At 65.1% G+C, this 18,442-nt stretch carries 17 protein-coding genes; 10 read left to right on the top strand and 7 right to left on the bottom strand.

What is annotated here, in order from left to right; all coding sequences use genetic code 11:
* Window positions 1-104 precede the first annotated feature (104 nt).
* Both AC13GA_RS14080 and AC13GA_RS14075 read left to right on the top strand, forming a co-directional pair.
* The gene (locus tag AC13GA_RS14080; protein WP_136638980.1) at window positions 105-932 is read left to right on the top strand and encodes a thiol:disulfide interchange protein DsbA/DsbL; all 828 of its coding nucleotides are present in this window, start codon (window positions 105-107) and stop codon (window positions 930-932) included.
* Between the two features lie 53 nt (window positions 933-985).
* The gene (locus tag AC13GA_RS14075) at window positions 986-1,723 is read left to right on the top strand and encodes an endonuclease/exonuclease/phosphatase family protein (RefSeq protein WP_211195202.1); all 738 of its coding nucleotides are present in this window, start codon (window positions 986-988) and stop codon (window positions 1,721-1,723) included.
* Between the two features lie 185 nt (window positions 1,724-1,908).
* Here AC13GA_RS14075 and AC13GA_RS14070 read toward each other — a convergent pair whose 3' ends face one another.
* Complete coding sequence (locus tag AC13GA_RS14070) at window positions 1,909-2,784, bottom strand: EamA family transporter (protein ID WP_253078713.1); 876 nt, start codon at window positions 2,782-2,784, stop codon at window positions 1,909-1,911.
* A 72-nt stretch (window positions 2,785-2,856) separates the two neighbouring features.
* Here AC13GA_RS14070 and AC13GA_RS14065 point away from each other — a divergent pair, with 72 nt between their 5' ends.
* The 3 genes from AC13GA_RS14065 (at window position 2,857) to fhuE (ending at window position 6,286) form a co-directional block, all read left to right on the top strand.
* Complete coding sequence (locus AC13GA_RS14065) at window positions 2,857-3,339, top strand: Lrp/AsnC family transcriptional regulator (RefSeq protein ID WP_482998457.1); 483 nt, start codon at window positions 2,857-2,859, stop codon at window positions 3,337-3,339.
* Between the two features lie 77 nt (window positions 3,340-3,416).
* On the top strand, window positions 3,417-3,968 hold the full coding sequence (locus AC13GA_RS14060; protein WP_295379888.1) for a M23 family metallopeptidase: 552 nt from the start codon (window positions 3,417-3,419) through the stop codon (window positions 3,966-3,968).
* A 185-nt stretch (window positions 3,969-4,153) separates the two neighbouring features.
* Entirely contained in the window at window positions 4,154-6,286 is a 2,133-nt protein-coding gene (fhuE, locus tag AC13GA_RS14055; RefSeq protein ID WP_482998381.1) for a ferric-rhodotorulic acid/ferric-coprogen receptor FhuE, read from the top strand.
* A 131-nt stretch (window positions 6,287-6,417) separates the two neighbouring features.
* On the opposite strand, the gene AC13GA_RS14050 is transcribed toward fhuE, so the two are convergent.
* Window positions 6,418-9,279, bottom strand: coding sequence for a TonB-dependent receptor plug domain-containing protein (locus AC13GA_RS14050; protein WP_136638974.1), 2,862 nt, complete (start codon window positions 9,277-9,279; stop codon window positions 6,418-6,420).
* Between the two features lie 362 nt (window positions 9,280-9,641).
* Between AC13GA_RS14050 and AC13GA_RS14045 the strand changes: the two genes are divergently transcribed.
* Window positions 9,642-9,983, top strand: a complete 342-nt coding sequence (locus tag AC13GA_RS14045; RefSeq protein WP_253078718.1) for a hypothetical protein — start codon at window positions 9,642-9,644, stop codon at window positions 9,981-9,983.
* A 9-nt stretch (window positions 9,984-9,992) separates the two neighbouring features.
* Here the strand turns inward: AC13GA_RS14045 and AC13GA_RS14040 are convergent, their stop codons facing one another.
* Window positions 9,993-10,400, bottom strand: coding sequence for an ExbD/TolR family protein (locus tag AC13GA_RS14040; protein ID WP_482998380.1), 408 nt, complete (start codon window positions 10,398-10,400; stop codon window positions 9,993-9,995).
* 151 nt (window positions 10,401-10,551) lie between these two features.
* Here AC13GA_RS14040 and AC13GA_RS14035 point away from each other — a divergent pair, with 151 nt between their 5' ends.
* Both AC13GA_RS14035 and AC13GA_RS14030 read left to right on the top strand, forming a co-directional pair.
* A complete protein-coding gene (locus tag AC13GA_RS14035) occupies window positions 10,552-12,537 on the top strand; it encodes a transglycosylase SLT domain-containing protein (protein WP_482998379.1) in 1,986 nt (661 codons plus the stop codon).
* Between the two features lie 153 nt (window positions 12,538-12,690).
* Window positions 12,691-13,911, top strand: coding sequence for a multifunctional CCA addition/repair protein (locus tag AC13GA_RS14030; RefSeq protein ID WP_482998378.1), 1,221 nt, complete (start codon window positions 12,691-12,693; stop codon window positions 13,909-13,911).
* A 239-nt stretch (window positions 13,912-14,150) separates the two neighbouring features.
* On the opposite strand, the gene AC13GA_RS14025 is transcribed toward AC13GA_RS14030, so the two are convergent.
* From AC13GA_RS14025 to AC13GA_RS14010, 4 genes are all read right to left on the bottom strand, one after another.
* Window positions 14,151-15,155 (bottom strand): RHS repeat-associated core domain-containing protein, encoded by a 1,005-nt coding sequence (locus AC13GA_RS14025; protein ID WP_482998377.1) that lies wholly within the window; start codon window positions 15,153-15,155, stop codon window positions 14,151-14,153.
* Between the two features lie 115 nt (window positions 15,156-15,270).
* A complete protein-coding gene (locus AC13GA_RS14020) occupies window positions 15,271-15,705 on the bottom strand; it encodes an SseB family protein (RefSeq protein WP_136638968.1) in 435 nt (144 codons plus the stop codon).
* 49 nt (window positions 15,706-15,754) lie between these two features.
* The gene (locus AC13GA_RS14015) at window positions 15,755-16,090 is read right to left on the bottom strand and encodes a hypothetical protein (protein ID WP_253078722.1); all 336 of its coding nucleotides are present in this window, start codon (window positions 16,088-16,090) and stop codon (window positions 15,755-15,757) included.
* A 3-nt stretch (window positions 16,091-16,093) separates the two neighbouring features.
* A complete protein-coding gene (locus AC13GA_RS14010; protein ID WP_482998376.1) occupies window positions 16,094-17,131 on the bottom strand; it encodes a S41 family peptidase in 1,038 nt (345 codons plus the stop codon).
* 414 nt (window positions 17,132-17,545) lie between these two features.
* Between AC13GA_RS14010 and AC13GA_RS14005 the strand changes: the two genes are divergently transcribed.
* Both AC13GA_RS14005 and AC13GA_RS14000 read left to right on the top strand, forming a co-directional pair.
* A complete protein-coding gene (locus AC13GA_RS14005; protein ID WP_430766893.1) occupies window positions 17,546-17,992 on the top strand; it encodes a hypothetical protein in 447 nt (148 codons plus the stop codon).
* Window positions 17,993-18,022: 30 nt separating this feature from the next.
* Window positions 18,023-18,385 carry a hypothetical protein gene (locus tag AC13GA_RS14000; RefSeq protein WP_430766894.1) on the top strand — a complete coding sequence of 121 codons (363 nt, stop codon included), beginning with the start codon at window positions 18,023-18,025 and terminating at the stop codon, window positions 18,383-18,385.
* The last annotated feature ends 57 nt before the right edge of the window (window positions 18,386-18,442 follow it).

Raw genomic sequence — 18,442 nt, 5'->3', positions numbered from 1 at the left:
CAATACACACCATCGACACGGCGCTGTCGCCGCCGCATGTCATCATTTCCCTCTGGCCGGCACTGGTTGCCGGCCCCACCTATCCAGATGCTGGAGACGTTTCCATGAAGATCCGTTACGCCCTCGCACTCGCAGCGCTGCTGCCGATCCTGGCCGCCTGCAAGGCCGACGATGGCAGCACCAACACCACCGCCGCCCCGGCTGAGCCGACCGCCGCTCCGGCCACCACCGAGCCGGCAGCACCGGCCGCTGGCAGCGAAGGCGCCGCCCCGGCCGCTGAAGGCGACAAGGCCCCGGCTGAAGCCGCACCGGCCGCGGCACCGGCCCCTACCACCGCCGCACTGACCGGCCCGGCCCCGGTGGAAGGCGCCGACTACCAGGTGATCCCGAACGGCCAGCCGTTCCAGCCGGCCGCCGGCAAGATCGAAGTGACCGAGATCTTCGGCTATGTCTGCCCGGCCTGCGCAGCGTTCCAGCCGCTGGTCGGCCCGTGGAAGGCCGGCCTGCCGAGCGATGTGAACTTCGTCTACGTGCCGGCCATGTTCGGCGGCACCTGGGATGACTACGCCCGTGCCTTCTACGCCGCGCAGACCCTGGGCGTGCAGGAAAAGACCCACGAAGCGCTGTACGCCGCCATCCACTCGCAGAAGACCCTGAAGGGCGAGCGCGGCCGTGACTCGGTGGACGACATCGCCAAGTTCTACGGCGCCTATGGCGTGGATCCGAAGCAGTTCGCCGCCACCATGGGCAGCTTCGCGGTGAACGCCAAGACCAACTCGGCCAAGCAGTTCGCCCAGCGCAGCCAGATCAGCGGCACCCCGTCGATCATCGTCAACGGCAAGTACCTGGTGAAGGGCAAGAGCTTCCCGGACATGCTGCGCATCGCCGACCACCTGATCGCCCGCGAGCGCGGTGCGGCCCAGGCTCACTGATCCAAGAGAAGCTGTTCCCGGCCGTGACTTCCCCCCACACACGGACCCTGCGCTTGCTGACGGCCAACATCCAGGCCGGCTCGAGTACCCGCCGCTACAGTGACTATGTGACCCGCAGCTGGTCACATGCACTGCCGGCGGGTCGCAAGCGCAGCAGTCTTGACGCGATCGCCACATTGGCACGCGAACACGACATCGTCGGCCTGCAGGAGGCCGACCCGGGCAGCCTGCGCTCGGGCTTCACCAACCAGACCCACTACCTGGCCCAGCGCGCCGGCTTCAACTACTGGAGCCACCAGCCGAACCGGCGCATGGGCGGGGTTGCCTCCAGCGCCAATGGCCTGCTGAGCAAACTGGAACCGGTGGAAGTACAGGACCACGCCCTGCCCGGCCGCATCGGCGGGCGCGGCGTACTGCTGGCCAAGTTCGGGGATGGCGAGGACGGCCTGGCGGTGGCGGTGGCCCATCTGTCGCTGGGGGCGGGTTCGCGGATGTCGCAGCTGGGCTTCATCGCCGAGCTGCTGTCCGACCACCCCAACGCCGTACTGATGGGCGACTTCAACTGCCTGGCCGAACGCCCGGAAATGCAGGTGCTGTACCAGAAGACCCGGCTGCAGCCACCCGGCTGCATCGTGCCGACCTTCCCCAGCTGGCGCCCCGACCGCGCCATCGACCACATCCTGGTCAGCAGCGGCCTGCAGACCCGCAGCGTGGAAGCCGTACCGGCGGCGTTCTCCGATCACCTCGCGCTGGCGATGGCGATCGACGTACCGGCCAACGCCCTGCGCTGAGCGCTTCCGCTGCGCTCGCCGGGCATGGCCCGGCGCTACCTACCCTGGTAGGGGCCAACCTTGGTTGGCACGCCGCTCTGGTGGGTGCGGACCACTGCCCTGGTGGGTGCCAACCTTGGTTGGCACGCTGCCCTGGTGGGTGAGGACCGTTGGTCCGCACGCTCTCCGCCGGTCACGGCCCGGCGCTACCCCGCCTGCACCACCGGCGCCTTCAGCCGTCGTGCCGTCATCGTGCTGCCCACCGAGGCCAGCACCGTGCAGCCGATGGCCAGCCACTGCAGTCCATGCAGGTGCTCGTGCAGCAGCAGCATCGCCCACAGCGCGGCCACCGCCGGCTCCATGCTGATCAGGATGCCGAAGGTCTCCTTCGGCAGGCGTTTGAGCGCCATCATCTCCAGCGACATCGGGATCGCGCTGGACACCAGCGCCACCAGCAGGCCAGCGGCCAGGATCCTCGGATCGAGCAGCGCGGCGCCGGCATGTACCACGCCCACCGGCACCACCACCAGCGACGCGGCCAGCAGGCCCAGCGACACCGAATGCCCGGCATGCAGGTGACCGGCACGCTTGCCGAACACGATGTACAGGCCCCAGCACGCCGCCGCGCCCATGGCATACAGCACGCCGGCCGGATCCAGCGCCGGGCCGCCACCGATCGGCAACAGCAACAGCAGCCCCACCGCCGCGCAGCCCACCCACAGGAAGTCGATCGGTCGTCGTGATGACAGCATCGCTACTGTCAGCGGGCCGGTGAACTCGATGGCCACCGCGATGCCGAAGGGGATGGTGCGCAGGGCCATGTAGAACAGCAGGTTCATCAGGCCCAGGGTGAGCCCGTAGCGCAGGATGGTGATCGCATCCACGCGGCTGGTCTTCCAGCGCCACGGCCGCCAGAACAGCAGCAGCAACAGCGCCGAAAAGCCCACCCGCAGTGCGCTGGTGCCCTGCGCGCCGATCAGCGGGAACAGGTGTTTGGCGTAGGACGTGCCGATGGCCAGCGAGGTGACCGAACCGAGCACTGCCAGCGCCGGCAACATCGGCGCGAATCGTGAAGTCTGCATGCGCAAAGTCTATTGCGCCGGCGCCGAGCACTTGGCTCAATTGACAGCCCGTTCGTGCAATTTCTGCTCACCATGGCCATCGCCCCCGCGCTCGACAGTTTCGACCGCGCCATCCTCGACCTGCTGCAGCGGGACAACACCCTGCCGCAGCGCGAGATCGCCGAGGCCGTGCACCTGTCCACTCCTGCGGTGCAGCGCCGGATCAAGCGCCTCCAGGACAGTGGCGTGATCGCGGCCAATGTGGCCGTGGTTGCCGCGGCCAAGGTGGGGCGGCCGCTGACCATCATTGTCGAGGTGCGCGTGGTCAGCGAGCAACGCGAACGCGTGGCGCCGTTCAAGCGCCGCGTGCAGGACGACCCGGCCGTGCAGCAGTGCTATTCAATTACCGGTGACGGCGATTTCCTGCTGCTGCTTTCGGCGGCGTCGATGGAGGAGTACGAGACGATCACCGAGCGGTTGTTCGGTGGCGATGACAACATCGAGCGCTTCCGCACCTCGGTGGCACTGGGCACGTTGAAGCGGAGTTTCGAAGTGCCGCTGCTGCCAGTTCCATAGCGTCGAGCCATGCACGACTGCCTTACTACCGCAAAGCAACAGCCGTCGAGCATGGCTCGACGCTACAGCCGGAGACCATGAGCACATTCCCCTCTCCTGCCCACCGCCTGCGCCGCTGGCTGCTGCGCGGCCTGTGGCTGGGCATTGCCATCGTTGCCGCGATGATGCTTTGGAACAGCCCATGGGCGGCCGCGCCGAAAATGCTGTGGGCACTATCGCGGATGCCGCCGGCCACCGAACTGCCGGTGCCGGTGGAGGGTGTACGCCCCCGGCAGATTGCCGACACCTTCGGCGCGCCGCGAGGCCGTGACCGCTCCCACGCCGGCATCGACATCTTCGCCAAGCGCGGCACGCCGGTGCGCAGCGTCACTGCCGGCGTCATCGCGGATGTCAGCGAACGCGGCCTCGGTGGTCGCCAGGTCTGGGTGATCGGGCCCGGGCGGGAACGCTACTACTACGCGCATCTGGAAGGCTGGGCCGAGGGCCTGGCGCGCGGCCAGGTGGTCCAGCCCGGCGACCTGCTCGGCCACGTCGGCGACAGCGGCAACGCCAAGGGCACGCCGCCGCACCTGCACTGGGGCATCTACGGCGCCGACGGTGCACGCGATCCACTGCCACTGCTGCGCTGACCCATTTTGTACCGTCAAGCATGCCCGACTGCCTTCATCGTTCATGGTTTGTAAATGGGAATAGTTCGTATTACCATTTCTTTCGTTTCCGGTGGTGCCAGGACGGCCTGCCCGCCCTTCCCCTACCCGTAAGCGCCTCGCCTCCTGGATGCCGGCCGAACGCGCGTGCTCGTCCAGGATTCCCCATGACCCGTCCCGCCTTCCGTACCCTGCAGCCGCAGCGGCTGTCCATTGCCGTGTTCGCTGTTCTCTGCACCGTGGCCCCGGCCGCCTTTGCCGACACCGCCGCCGACCCGACCACGCTGGACAAGGTGGTGGTCAAGGGCGAGCGTGCCGAAGGCTATTCGGTACGCCGCACCTCGGCCGGCACCCGCTTCGATCTGGCACCGCGCGAGATCCCGCAGTCGGTCAGCATCATCAGCCACCAGCGCATCGAAGATCAGAAGCTGGACGACATCATCGACGTGCTGGCCAACACCACCGGCGTGACCAGCACCCAGTCCGACAGCGAGCGCACCGAGTTCTACGCGCGCGGCTTCTACATCGATGCCTACCAGTTCGACGGCCTGCCGACGCAGATGGTGCAGAACTGGAGCTACGGCGATTCCGGCCTGGACCTGGCCCTTTATGACCGCGTGGAAGTCGTGCGCGGCGCCACCGGCCTGCTCAGCGGCGCCGGCAATCCATCCGCATCGGTGAACCTGATCCGCAAGCACGCCGACAGCGCCGAGCTGACCGGCAGTGTCTCGGTGAACGTGGGCAGCTGGGGCCGCACCCGGACCACCGTGGACGTCGGCAGTGCGCTGAATGCCAGCGGCACGGTGCGTGGCCGCGTGATCGGCAGCTACCTGGATACCGATGGCCAGATGGACCGCTACAACCAGCGCAAGACACTGGGCTATGCGGTGATCGACGCCGACCTGACCCCGGACACGCAGCTCAGCGTGGGCTACGACTATCAGCAGAAGCGTGCCAACGGCGCAACCTGGGGCGGCTTCCCGATGTGGTACGCCGACGGTAGCCCGACCAACTACCCGACCTCGTTCAATCCGTCGCCGGACTGGACCTACTGGGATACCACCAGCAAGCGTGCGTTCGCCACCCTGCAGCACGCCTTCAGCAATGGCTGGAAGTTCAAGATCGGCGCCACCCATGACCGCACCAAGGCCGACGACAAGCTGTTCTATCCGTCCTACACCGCGTTCGACAAGAATACCGGTGCTGGCGTCACACCGATGGCCGGTTTCTACAACACCGAGCGCAAGGTCGATGGCATCGATGGCTACATCGACGGACCGTTCCAGCTGTTCGGACGCGAACACCAGTTCATGGCCGGCCTGAGCTACAACAAGCGCGAGTTCGCCAACTATGGTGACTTCCAAATGGGCGGTCCCAATTGGAAACCGTTCGACAGCTATCTCAACTGGACCGGCAACATCGCCCAGCCGAACTGGAATCCGCTGGCGCTCGCCAGCCAGGGCACCATCACCCAGAAGGCCGGCTACGCGGCCGCACGCCTGTCCCTGGCCGATCCGCTGAAGCTGATCCTCGGTGCGCGTTACACCAACTGGAAGAGCGAAGGCGAGAACGACGACCGCGAGCACAAGGTGACCACCCCGTATGCCGGCCTGGTGTATGACATCAACGACACCTACTCGGCCTACGCCAGCTACACCGAGATCTTCCAGCCGCAGACCGCACGCGACCGCAACGACCGCTACCTCGATCCGGTTGATGGCAAGAGCTACGAGGTGGGTGTCAAGGGTGCCTGGTTCGACAACCGCCTGAACGCTTCGCTGGCGGTGTTCCGTATCGAACAGGACAACGTGGCCCAGGCCACCAGCGAACCGATCATCGGCCGTCCAGGCGAGTTCGCATCGATCGCCGCACGCGGCACCGTCAGCCGTGGCTTCGAGTTCGAAGTGAACGGCGAACTGGCACCGGGCTGGAATGCCACCTTCGGTGCTTCGCGCTATGTGGCCAAGGACATCAACGACGCCGACATCAACACCAACCTGCCGCAGACCGCGCTGAAACTGTTCACCAGCTATACCCCGCAGTCGCTGCAGGCACTGACCGTCGGTGGCGGTGCCAACTGGCAGAACCGCATCTACTACGCCGCGCCGGTGGTGGGCCGTTTCGAACAGGAAGGCTACGCGCTGGTGAGTGCCTTCTTGCGCTACCGCATCTCGCCGGAGTTCAGCGTGCAGGCCAACCTCAACAACCTGCTGGACAAGAAGTACTACTCGCAGATCACCGGTTACGGTGCGTACGGCGATGGCCGCAACGGCTCGCTGACGTTTACCTGGGCGTTCTGATCAGCTGCGGGGCACAACCGCCCCGCTCCTGTAGAGCCGAGCCCATGCCCGGATCAGAGAATCAGCCGAGCGTGGGCTCGGCTCCACACTAGCAAGGCAGCGCCGGAACTGACCGGCGCTGCCACGTCACATCAGAAGCGCAAATCCGCGCGCAGGTACCAGTAACGGCCACGCGGGATGTCATAGGTCGAAGCGTCGTAGCCGTTCAACGAGCACGACAGGCAGATCGGCGGATCCTTGTCGAACACGTTGTTCAGGCCAGCGGTCAGCTGCAGCCCCTTCATCCAGTCGATCTTGTAGCCCACCTGCATGTCGTGGAAGGTGGTGGCCGAGAGCGTATTGGTACCGGCGGCCTGGTTGCTGCACACCGGGAACGCAGCGGCATCTCCACAATTCTCGGTCAGCTCGGAGATGTGGCGCACCGTCCAGTTGGCGCTCCAGCGGTCCAGTGTCCAGCCGATGCTGGCATTGCTGGTCCATTCCGGAATCGAGCTGTCGGCCACTTCCACGCCCGGCTTCTGCGGCTGCTTCTGGCCAGCCGCGCCGGTAGCCTCATAGCGGCCGACGAAGGTGTTCTTCCAGCCCAGCTTGAACTGGCCGATGGAGGACTGTGGCAACGTCCAGAACAGGTCCACGTCCCAGCCATCTGTCTTGATCGAGCCGAGGTTGGTCAGGCGATTGTTGAAGCTGCTGACCGCACCGGTGCTGGCCCGGGTAATGCCATCACAGTAGACCGGGTCGAGCGTCTCCACGCACAGGTCCAGCTGGGTCTGCGCGTTGATCGCCTGGATCGCGCCGTCGATGGCGTGGCGGTAGAAGGTCACTTCCACGTCGAAGCGTTCCGACCACGAGGTGTTGTTGCCGAACCATGGGCTCCAGACGAAGCCGGCGCTGAAGCTGCGCGAACGCTCCGGGTCCAGCTCGCGGTTGCCGCCGGTGGTCACCGAGATCTGCGAGTTGGCCTGCTGGAAGCCGGCCGGCACGCCCAGCGCAGCGCAGTTGGCCGCACTGCCGCGCGGCGGCGTACCGCCCAGGCCCACCGAGCATGGATCGAACAGCTGCAGGTCGGCACGCGCCGCCGAGCCATACAGTTCGCCGATCGACGGCGCTCGGAAGCCTTCCGCATAGGTCGTGCGCAGCACGAAGTCATCGGTCACCTGCCAGCGCAGACCGTACTTGGGCGTGAACTCTCCGCCGAAAGTCGAGTAATCCGAGTAGCGACCGGCCAGGCTCAGGTCCAGCTTCTTGCCGAACGAGGAGTCGGCGAAGATCGGCACGCTCAGCTCCAGGTAGGCCTCGTTGACGTCGTACGAACCCGAGGTCGGCTGCGATGGCACACCGTTGTAATGGCCGGCCACGGTCAACGGATCCGGCTGGTACGACCCCTCGTACTTGCGGTACTCGAAACCGGTGGCGAACGAGACCGGACCGGCCGGCAGCGAGAACAGTTCGCTGGACAGGTTGGCGGTGAACAGGCTCAGTTCGTTCTGGCTGCGGTCACGCACCACCGGCTGGATCCACTTCAGCATGTCCGGCGTGATCGAGCCGACGCCGCCGAAGATGTTCAGCGGCACACACCCCGGCGTCGCCGCACAGATTGCAGGATCGCCCAGCGCCATGTTGACGTTGTAGATGTTGTAGCTGCCGTAGTTGGTCTGCTCGGCCTTGTTCTTGCTGTACATGCCGTTGACGTCCCAGTACCAGCTGCGATCAGCGGCATGGAAGTCACCGACCAGGCCGGTGGCGAAGTAGGTGGTATCCACCTTCTGCTCGAACACGCGCGCGCCGCCTTCCACCGGGCGGCGGCCGATCAGGCTCATGTTGCCGCCGGACACCAGATCGAAGCCGAACGGGTTGTACGGGTTCAAGCGCGACACCACGATGTTGTCGGCCAGCGGGTTGCCTGTGGCGCCATCGGGGCCGAAGAACAGCGGCTCCGGCCCGGCCTGGTTGGTCGACTCGCGGCGGTTGCCCAGTGCCTTGACGTACCACTGCACATTGTCGGTGATGTCAAAGCGGAACTGACCGAACAGGCCTTTTCGCTCCGACGGCGTCAGCACCATGTTGTACTCGGCGAAGTTGAAGCGGTCGGCGCTGGTGAAGCAGTGGTAGTCATCACTGCGGTTGCAGCCGGCACTGCCGTCGTAACGCGGGTTGCCTACGCCGGTATTGGGCACGATATCCTGCTCGGCACCGGTGTTGGGATCGACGAAGGCGAAGCGGCCCTGCGGAATGCCGCCGCTGCCGAAGGCCAGGCCAGTGCCGGGAATCGGGAAGCGCGACTGCTCGCGATCCTTGGCGAACACCGGATCCTGCTTGGTCCAGCTGGCGCCCAGGAACAGGCTGTAGCGGTCACCGCTCTTGCCCCAGGCCAGATCCACGCCCTTCTGCGTGCCGTCGCCCTTGCTGTACTCACCGTAGTTCAGTGTCACCTGCCCGCCGTCGAAATCGCGGCGGGTGATGATGTTGACCACGCCGGCAATGGCATCGGAGCCATACAGCGACGACGCGCCATCTTCCAGCACTTCGATGCGCTCGACGATGGCCAGCGGAATGGTATTTAGATCGGTGGCCGAGCCGACGCCGGAGGCGGACGACTCATTGACCCAGCGGATGCCATCGACCAGCACCAGCACGCGCTTGGCCCCCAGATGGCGCAGATCGACCTGCGCGGAACCGGCACCCACGCCACTGCCGTCAGGCGGGAAGCCGAAGTTGCCGGATGAATTGAACTTGGCATTGAGCGCCGAGCCGGACCCGGTCAGTTGCTGCAGCACCTCGCCGATCGAGGTCAGGCCGGTGCGTTCGATGTCGCCGCGCGTCAGCGTCTGGATCGGTACCTGGCCTTCGACTTCAGCGCGCTTGATGCGGGTACCGGTCACTTCCACCGCATCGAGGTTGGTGGTGGATTGTGCAGCGGCACCCAGCGGTGCCAGGGCCGTCACGCACAGCGCAACGGCAACCGCCAACGGGCGGTGATGCAGGTGAATCATTCGCTCTCTCTCCAAAGGAATGTCGGGACATTGGCTGCCGCGCTCCCCCCTGCATGGCGGCAGCGTCTCCTTTGTAAACAAGTGGTAAAAACCACGGCGTGATGATCGACACTCTTTCACACGGAATTGACGCAATTGGCTGGTGATTGCGTCAGATAGCTGCAGTTTATGACCGGACGATATTGTTCACGACAGGCAGCCTTGATGCCGGCTGCGACAGCGCGCGCCGGGAGCTGCCGCATTCATGGAAAAGGTCTTTGCCGGACCGTTTCAGGAATAGTTTGAAATTCCTTCATTCAGAAGGCACCGCTAATCGACCCAGCGCAGACTCGCACCTCCAGCCATTCGCGGGAGAGTCGATCATGAAAGCAGTGAGTGCGGTGCTGGGGGTCACGACGGTGATGACGCTGCTTCTTTCCCCAGCGGGCGAACCGAGAGCAGGCGGCCTGATCGAGTGCAACAACTGCCCTTCTCCCACCGATGCGGCCTTGGCCTCGGGAGAGGGATTGACGGTTGTGGTGGATTTCGAGAGAGCCGAGTTGACTGCTTTCGACGTCGAACATGACCCTGGGACCGGAAGGTGGCGAGCACATCCAACCCCGGTTCCAGCGCAGATTGAAATGGCTTTTCTGCGGATCCTGGATGCGACGCTGTCAGCAGGGCAAGCACCGCTCATGCAGCAATCACCGCATGAGCGGCAGTGAGACAACGCCCTATCGCACGAAGGCGATGCGTTCCATGCCGGTGGCCTCGGCGGCGGCCAGGATCCGGGCCATGCCTTCGTACTCGGCCGACGGATCGGTGGCGATGCGCAGCTCCGGCAGGTTGCCGGCATGCTCGCCGGCCTGTGCCTGCAGACGCGCCTGCAGATCGCCGATGGTCATCGGCTGGCCATCCCAGCTCAGCTGGTTCGCCGCATCCAAGCGCAGTTCGATCGGCGGTGGCGGTTCGGGACGGTCGACCACGCGATCGGTGGCCTGTGGCAACTGCACGGCAATCGGCCGGGCCACGATCGGCGCGGTCACGATGAAGATGATCAACAGCACCAGCATCACATCCACCAGTGGCGTGACATTGATGTCCGCCAGCGGGCAGCTTCTTCCTGCGCTACTGAACGCCATGTGCCGCTCCCTGCAGCCGGGCCGTTCGCCCAAGGTCGACAGTACGGCTCCCGCAGCCCTGCGGGGCAGTGCCCGCCGCTGTGACATTCAGCTGCCGTTGCCGGCCAAGGACGTGCACGCAATGCGAAACTGAATTCAGCCTCTGCCCGCTATGCTGATCGCCATGACCCGACGCTCTTCGACCGCCCTGTCCCTGCTGCCCTTGGCCACCACGCTGCTGATCGGCTGCGCCAATGCCCAGTCCCTCGACGCCCAGAACGCGCAGCTGAAGGCCGCGATCGCAGCCGCCGAACGCGGCCAGTTCGATCCTGGCCAGGCCGCTGCGCTCAGCCGCCATCCGGCATACGGCTGGCTGGAGTACGCCAACCTGCGCCGCAACATCGACACCGTCGATACCGCGCAGGCGCAGGCCTTCCTCAAGCGCTATGACGGCCAGGCCGTGGCCAACACGTTCCGCAGCGTGTGGCTGCCCTCGGTCGCGCGCCGCCAGGATTGGCCGACCCTGCTCGCCAACTGGGTGCCCACCGACAACGCCGGCCTGCGCTGTGCGCAGCTGACCGCGCGCCAAGTGACGGGCAAGGTCGATCCGCAGTGGATCAGCGAAGCGCAGGATCTGTGGCGCAAGAACGGCAAGTCGCTGCCGGACGGCTGTGATGCCGTTTTCGCCATGCTGCAGGCACAGGGTGGTCTGAGCGACGCCCTGCGCTGGGAACGCATCGATGCCGCCGCCGACGCCCAGCAGCCGGCCGTGATGCGCAGCGCCGCACGTGGCCTGCCTGCCACCGACCTGACACTGGCCAACAACTACGCCGCCTTTGTCGATAAGCCCAATACCAGCGCGTTGAACTGGCCGCGCAACGAGCGCAGCCGGCGCATCGCCACCGATGGCCTGGCCAAGCTGGCCAAGGCCGATCCCGGCGCCACCGAACAGCAGCTGCCGCAGTACGCCCAGGCCCTCGGCCTGAGTGCCGACCAGCAGGGCCAGGTGCTGTACCAGATTGCGCTGTGGACGGTGGCCTCCTACCTGCCCGATTCGGCGCGCCGCCTCAACGCGGTGCCCGAATCGGCGTATGACGAACGCCTGCACGAATGGCGCGTGCGCGAAGCGATGTCGCGCGGTGACTGGCCGGCGGCGCTGACCGCGATCCGCAAGATGGCCAGCAAGCAGCGCAGCGACCCGCGTTGGCGCTATTTCGAAGGCCGCATGCTGGAGAAGACCGGCCAGGCCCAGCAGGCGCAGCCGCTGTTCCGCGAGGCCGCGCGTGCACCGACCTTCCATGGTTTCCTCGCCGCCGACAAACTGCAGCAGGGCTACACGCTGTGCCCGTGGAAGCCGAACGACAGCGCACAGGCACAGGCGGTGATCGCGCGCGACCCGGCCATCCAGCGCGCGATGGCGCTGTACCAGATCGATCGCGCTGGCTGGGCCGTGGCCGAATGGAACAGCGCGCTGTCGCGCTTCGATGACACCCAGCGCCGCCTCGCCGTTCGCGTGGCGCAGGACAACGGCTGGTTCGACCGCGCCGTGTTCGCACTCGGCAAGCAGCCGCAGGAACAGCGCCTGTATGACCTGCGCTTCCCGCTGCACCACGACGCCACCATCCGCCGCGAATCGGCGCGCAATGCGATCGATCCGGCCTGGGTGGCCGCCGAGATCCGCGCCGAGAGCACCTTCACCCCGCGCGCGCGCTCGCCTGCCAACGCCATGGGCCTGATGCAGGTGCTGCCGGCCACCGGTGCCGGCGTGGCCAAGTCGATCGGCCTGACCGGCTACGGCGGCGCCGACAGCCTGTACGACCCGGATACCAACATTGCCATCGGCACCGCCTACCTGCGCCAGCTGATGAACAAGTACGACGGCCTGCCGTACGTGACCATCGCCGCGTACAACGCCGGCCCGACCCCGACCGCACGCTGGCAGGGCCAGCGCCCGGGCTTTGATCCGGACCTGTGGATCGAGACCATCAGCTACAAGGAAACCCGCGAGTACGTCGCCCGCGTGCTGGCCTTCAGCGTGATCTACGACTGGCGCCTCAACGGCGATGCGCTGCCGCTGAGCGACCGCCTGATAGGCCGCCTGGTGGACAAGCGCAAGAGCTTCAGTTGCGCCGCCAACGCGGACCAGGGCGGGGATTGATCGCGAGCCGATGCCGGAGCGCCGGGTACGGCCTGGCGCTTGCCCCTGTGGAGCCGAACCCACGCTCGGCTGCCGTTCTGTCAGGTCGCGCTACCAGCTGATCAGCCGAGCATAGGCTCGGCTCTACAGGTCGGGCATGCCATCATGCCCCCCATGAAGATCTATCTTGTCGGCGGCGCCGTACGCGACCGCCTGCTGCAGCGCCCGGCCGGCGACCGTGACTGGGTCGTCGTCGGCGCCACGCCCACGCAGATGGAAGCGCAGGGCTTTACTGCGGTGGGCCGCGATTTCCCGGTGTTCCTGCACCCGAAGACCGGCGAGGAGTACGCGCTGGCTCGCACCGAGCGCAAATCCGGCCGTGGCTATCGCGGCTTCGTGGTCGATGCCGATCCGGCGGTCACCCTTGAAGAAGACCTGCAGCGCCGCGACTTCACCATCAACGCGATCGCCTGCGATGAGGAGACCGGCTCACTGGTCGATCCTTACGGCGGCCTACGCGATATCGAACAGCGTGTGCTGCGGCACGTCGGTCCGGCCTTTGTCGAAGACCCGCTGCGCGTGCTGCGCGCGGCGCGCTTCATGGCGCGCTTCGCGCCGCTGGGCTTCACCATCGCCGAAGAGACCATGGCACTGATGCGCGAGGTCGCCGCCAGTGGCGAGCTGGACGCGCTGGTGCCGGAACGCGTCTGGCAGGAACTGCGCAAGGCGCTGATCAGTGAACGGCCCTCCGCCTTCCTGCGCACGCTGCACGATGCACAGGCACTGGGGCCGATCCTGCCCGAACTGGAAGCGCTGTACGGCGTGCCGCAGCGTGCCGAATTCCACCCGGAAGTCGACACCGGCATCCACCAGGAAATGGTCAGCGACATGGCCGCGAAACTGGCGCCGGGTGATGACCTGGTCGGCTTCGCTGCCCTCACCCACGACCTCGGCAAGGGCCTGACCCCGCCGGAGGAATGGCCGCGCCACATCATGCACGAGCAGCGCGGCATCAAGCCGCTGAAGGCACTGTGCGCGCGGTTGAAGATTCCCACCGAGCACCAGCAGCTGGCCGAAGCGGTCTGCCGCGAGCACTTGAACGTGCACCGCATTGACGATCTGCGCGATGCCACCGTGCTGGAACTACTGGGCCGCTGCGATGCGCTGCGCCGGCCAGAACGCGTGGCACGCATCGCACTGTGCTGCGAGGCCGACAAGCGCGGGCGGCTTGGATTCGAGGACAGCGACTACCCACAGGGCGAAACGCTCAAACGCCTGCATCAGGCGGCGCTGTCAGTGCAGGCACGGGATCTGGATACGACGCATCTGAAGGGTCCGGCCATCGGTGAGGCACTGGCCAAGGCGCGGGTGAAAGCCATCGCCGCCGCCCGCTGAAGCCGGGTAGTGCCGGTCGCTGGCCGGCACCTTCACATCTCCCGTCTATCGACGGCGCTTGCGCGAAAAATGGTCGACAGCATGAGCACCCAACAAGATGGGTTGCATCAAGAGGAACAGCCATCCACCCAACCGGAGCGTCTCCACCGGATTGAACCGGGTGATGAAGAATGCGACCAGTATGAATACGACTAGAAGCCCAAGCTCGTACACAAGGAGAGATCGATTAAAAAATCTCATCACTTCAACCTGTCCTCAGCGATTTTCTGTCCAGTTCCAACTGCGGCATCAGCACCGCGTTGGCCCGCATTAGACAATGCACCCTGTACCGCCCCTTGCTTTGCTCCAATTGCGCCGGCGCTCGCAGTCGCCTCTGCAATATGTGCACCGATGCCAGTAGGTGAACTCACTGGCGCCTTCATCATATTACTCACTGCCCCTTGAGTAGACGCCTGCGAAAAGTCACCAGCGAGTTTTCCAATTCCGCTGCCCGCCAAACTGCCAACACTCCCGCCGACAGCCGATAAGCCCAGTTGAGCGCTTGTCACTGGTGTTCCTTCGATTGCGCCCTGTGCAGCCGTACCCGCAACACCAGTCGCGGCACCCACCGTCGCTTGAATTGCTACGACCTGACCGATCGAAATCGTCCCTCTCGCCAGGGCTCCAACCACCAGGCCGCCGGTACCACCAGTTACAACTCCAGCAACGCCGGCAATTGCCAGCTCTGTCTTGTTGATTGGCTTTCCGGGATTCATGTACTTCTGAATCCCATAGTCCACCGCCATGCCACCGGCGCCTCCAAACAGGGCTGGGCAGATTGGACAACGGCCATCAGGATCTTTGAATGTGTAGGGTGAGTTGAATCCATATGCATAGGCATTGAAATGTCTCCCATCACCATTCCCGTACATTGTGACTGGATCCACTGACAAGAAACGCCCCAAGCCTGGATCGTAATAGCGCTGCTGCATGTAGCTCAGCCCAGTCGCCGAATCACTCACGTGCCCGGCGTAACCCACTCCATCTTCAATACCAGTTCCAATCTGCGCTCCGTACGGCTCATAGCTATAGCGCTTTGTCACCCGGCCAGTCTCATCTGACTCGGCAACTACTGACCCCAGAGCATCAGTATGAATATATGTAACTGTTTCCGCTTTGGATTCAAAAGCATAGATTACAGAGAAAACAGCGAAAACTAGACCAACACCTATCGACCGCATAGCTACTCTCTCCTTGAATAGCATATTCACTCTTAAGCTCTTCACCAATGCTCTTGCTCTTACATTCCCAAATCGAATGGCATATCAATGCCTAGCATCAAGGAACGAAGAGGACGGTTCGATTTCTATGCCATCAATCTCAATGCGCCATGCCACGTGTGATCGCCGCCGCACGCTGCTTCAGCTGGGCCACGGCATCGGGAATCATCTCCATGCCCACATCCAGGCCCGGGTTCAGCACCAGGCCCACGCCATCGCCGATACCGGCCAGCAGCGCGTGCACCGCGATCGGCATGGCATGCGCAAACTGCGGCAGCTGCTCGTGCCACAGGCCGGCGCGCTCGGGCGCGGTGAACACCGCGAACATCGCCTCGCCGTTCTCGCTGGTCAGCACCAGCGGCGAAATGCTTTCATCCCAGGCACCGTCTTCGCCGATGGCTTTGTCCAGCAGCACGAACGCCGTCGAAGTCAGCAGGCCATCGAGGAACTGTGCTGCGGTCAGCGTGCCGTCCTGGGCCTGCAGCAGGCGCACCTCGAGGTCGTTGAGGGGTTCGAACGGGGTGTCGTGGTCCATGGTCGGTTCCGGTACGTGATTGCAGGACAGACTTTAACAGCCCCGGCCCTCAACCGATGAATCCGTGCCGCCACAGCCAGCCCAGCAGGGCCAGCCCGGTTACCACCACCAGCATCAGCGGCAGGCCGAAGCGATGCCGCCACGGGATCGGCACCCCGCCCAGCTGCTGGTCCAGGATGTCGGTGTCCAGCAGCCAACCGTGCCCGCACCGGGTGCAGGCCAGTTCGTAGCGGCGCTGGTAGGTGAACCCAAACAGCAGGTCGATGCGCGCCATCTTGTAGCGCAGCTGCGGGGCGAACTCGGTTTCCGTCTGGCAGCGCAGGCAGTGGTGCACTTCGATGGGGCCGACGATCAGCACCCGTTCCTGTTGGCCGATCAGGATCATGGCTCAGTGGCCCTGGCAGGCGGGCTGGGCCAGCAGCCAGGCCTGGGCGGCAGCCACGGTGGCGACCTCCCCCTCGACGCGCTGGTCAGGCTCGATCTTCAACCCATCGCCACGATCATTGCGGTCGCGCATCACGCTGGTGGTCAGCAGCAGGCGACTGCCATCGGCAAGCGTGTGCACGACATTGCCGGTGGAGACACCCGCGGTCGGCTGGCCGAAACTCCGCGCCTGCGGGCGGCCACGCCACGCCAGCACCGAAGCCTCGCCCGAGCTGCCGGTGCGGGTCCCGAACAGCACCGCCACCGGCGCGCCAGGCTGCCGCAGCACATAACCGGACTGGCCGAAATCCAGCAATGGCTTGCCTGCCAGCTGCACAGCGGTCGCCGTCAACGTCCAGCGCTGCGGTCCGTGCGCGGTTTCGAACGAGCCCACGTCCTCGTTGTTCACCACCGAGGTGCGCAGCAGCGGGGCCATGCCCAGCAGCATCGGCCACATGGCGCCACCGCCGTTGTCCCGCAGGTCGACGATCCAGCCACAGCGCGCGCCGTCGTCCTTGCTGCGGATGACCTGCTGCCAGCGCGCGGCACGCTGGATGTCCTGGCGGAATTTTTCCTGCGGCGTCGCGCCGGGCGTGGAGGCATAGCCCTCGATGACCACCCAGCCGATGCGCGCATCCACCGCATCAGCGGCCCTGGCCCGGTCCACGGCGGCGGCACCGGCCTGCTGCGCACGCGCGAGGGATTCGCGCTGGCGCTGGGTCGTTGTCCACGCACCATGGTGGCCGGTGCTGAGCGCAATGGCTTCGCGCAGAACGGCCAGCCGTTGCGCGGGGTCGCCCTGCGCCGATTGCAGGCGTACGCGGGTGGCGGGCCAGTCCACCCGATCGCGATACAGCGCCTGGCGTTCAAGCAGATTGAGGATCTCGGCCTGGGCCTCCGGCGAGGGCACCTCGACGGCGCTTGGCGTATCGGCCATGGCGCCGGTCGCCAGCAACACGAGCATCAGCGCGCTGATGCGACGCACTCCCTTGCGAACCTGCATGCGACGCTTCCTTGTCGTTGAATCAGGACCGCAGCATAACCGGGGCATGATCGCTTGCGCCACGCGCGAACTGACGTATCTGACCCTGCCGCGACCTGCAGTAAAGCAGGCGCCAGGCGATCACAACATTGCAACTTTGCCCATGTCATCGCGGTGTACAACGCGCCAAGGTGGCCCCGTCGGCGCTTCCTGCGCTGACCGGGATTGGCGTCCTGAATGAAGCTTTTCACGAGCGGGCTTGCAACGTCGTTGCCGGCCCGAACAATGCACCGTCTGTCGTTCTGCGGCGGGCGGTGCGTGGGGATCCCCGGATCCGCCGGCGTCATTCCTCGTGAAGAGCTTCACCGGCACGCCAACCCGCACCGCCCGCCACCTCGCATCCCGCAGGTGGCCTTGCCTTGTGAGGTTGCCGCCATGAACACACCTTACCCCACCTATCCACGCCTGCAGGCACTGCTCGGCGCAGCATTGCCCGGCCTGCAGCTGTCCACTACCGCCGCCGAAGCATTGGAAGATGCGCTCGCCGAAGTCCACGAACAGGCGCCGCCCTCCGCATTCTTCGCGCGGTTGCGTGGTATCGCGCACAACCACGCGGCCGATGGGCAGCCGTGGCGCGAGCGGCAACTCAGCGAGGCGCGCGGCCGGGACCTGGCCGAGGCGACGCGCTGTCTGGCGGCGTTGTCTGCATGTGGGGGTGTCTTGCTGGCCGCACAGTCGGCACGCGAGATGGATGATGCGGCGGCGCAGTGTCCGCCGCAGGTGGAGGAAGGCTTGCTGCACGCGGTGGTGGTGCTGGCCGATCATGCCGGGGCGCTGGTCGCGCCAGAGCTGCTGCCGATACGAGCCAACGAATACTGCTAGGCATTAGAACCCTACTGGAAAAATCGACCCATGAGAAAGCAATCAGAGCAAGCCCTGGACGAAAAGAGATATGAGTTACTTCGGAGGTTCGTGCAGGCGCTATCGGATCGAGATAGCAGCACACTACAGGAAGAATTTGACCTGACCTCAGCCATGATTCTGGAAATCTACGAACTTCTTCCGGTGTACCTCCTGGAAGGTGCCGCCATTTCCATCCCTCCACCTACGTACGGCGCAGCAGACGACCTAGTACCGTTGATGACCACATATGACTATGGTGATGGTGACATTGCAGTTGAGTGCTATCTCCTCGAGGACGGCGAGCCCAGCGAAGCCATTCTTCATGTCCATTTCGAGAAAGGTAATCTCATCTACGGATTCATCAATTCATAGCAGTTCCCGATCGCCCAAAGCGAACCATATTTCAGAACGTGTCGACCAAGGTCGACA

The organism is Stenotrophomonas sp. 22DLJC03, from assembly GCF_056861405.1.
The sequence above is the reverse complement of the archived record's forward strand: the minus strand, read 5'-3'. Positions and strand labels throughout refer to the sequence as shown.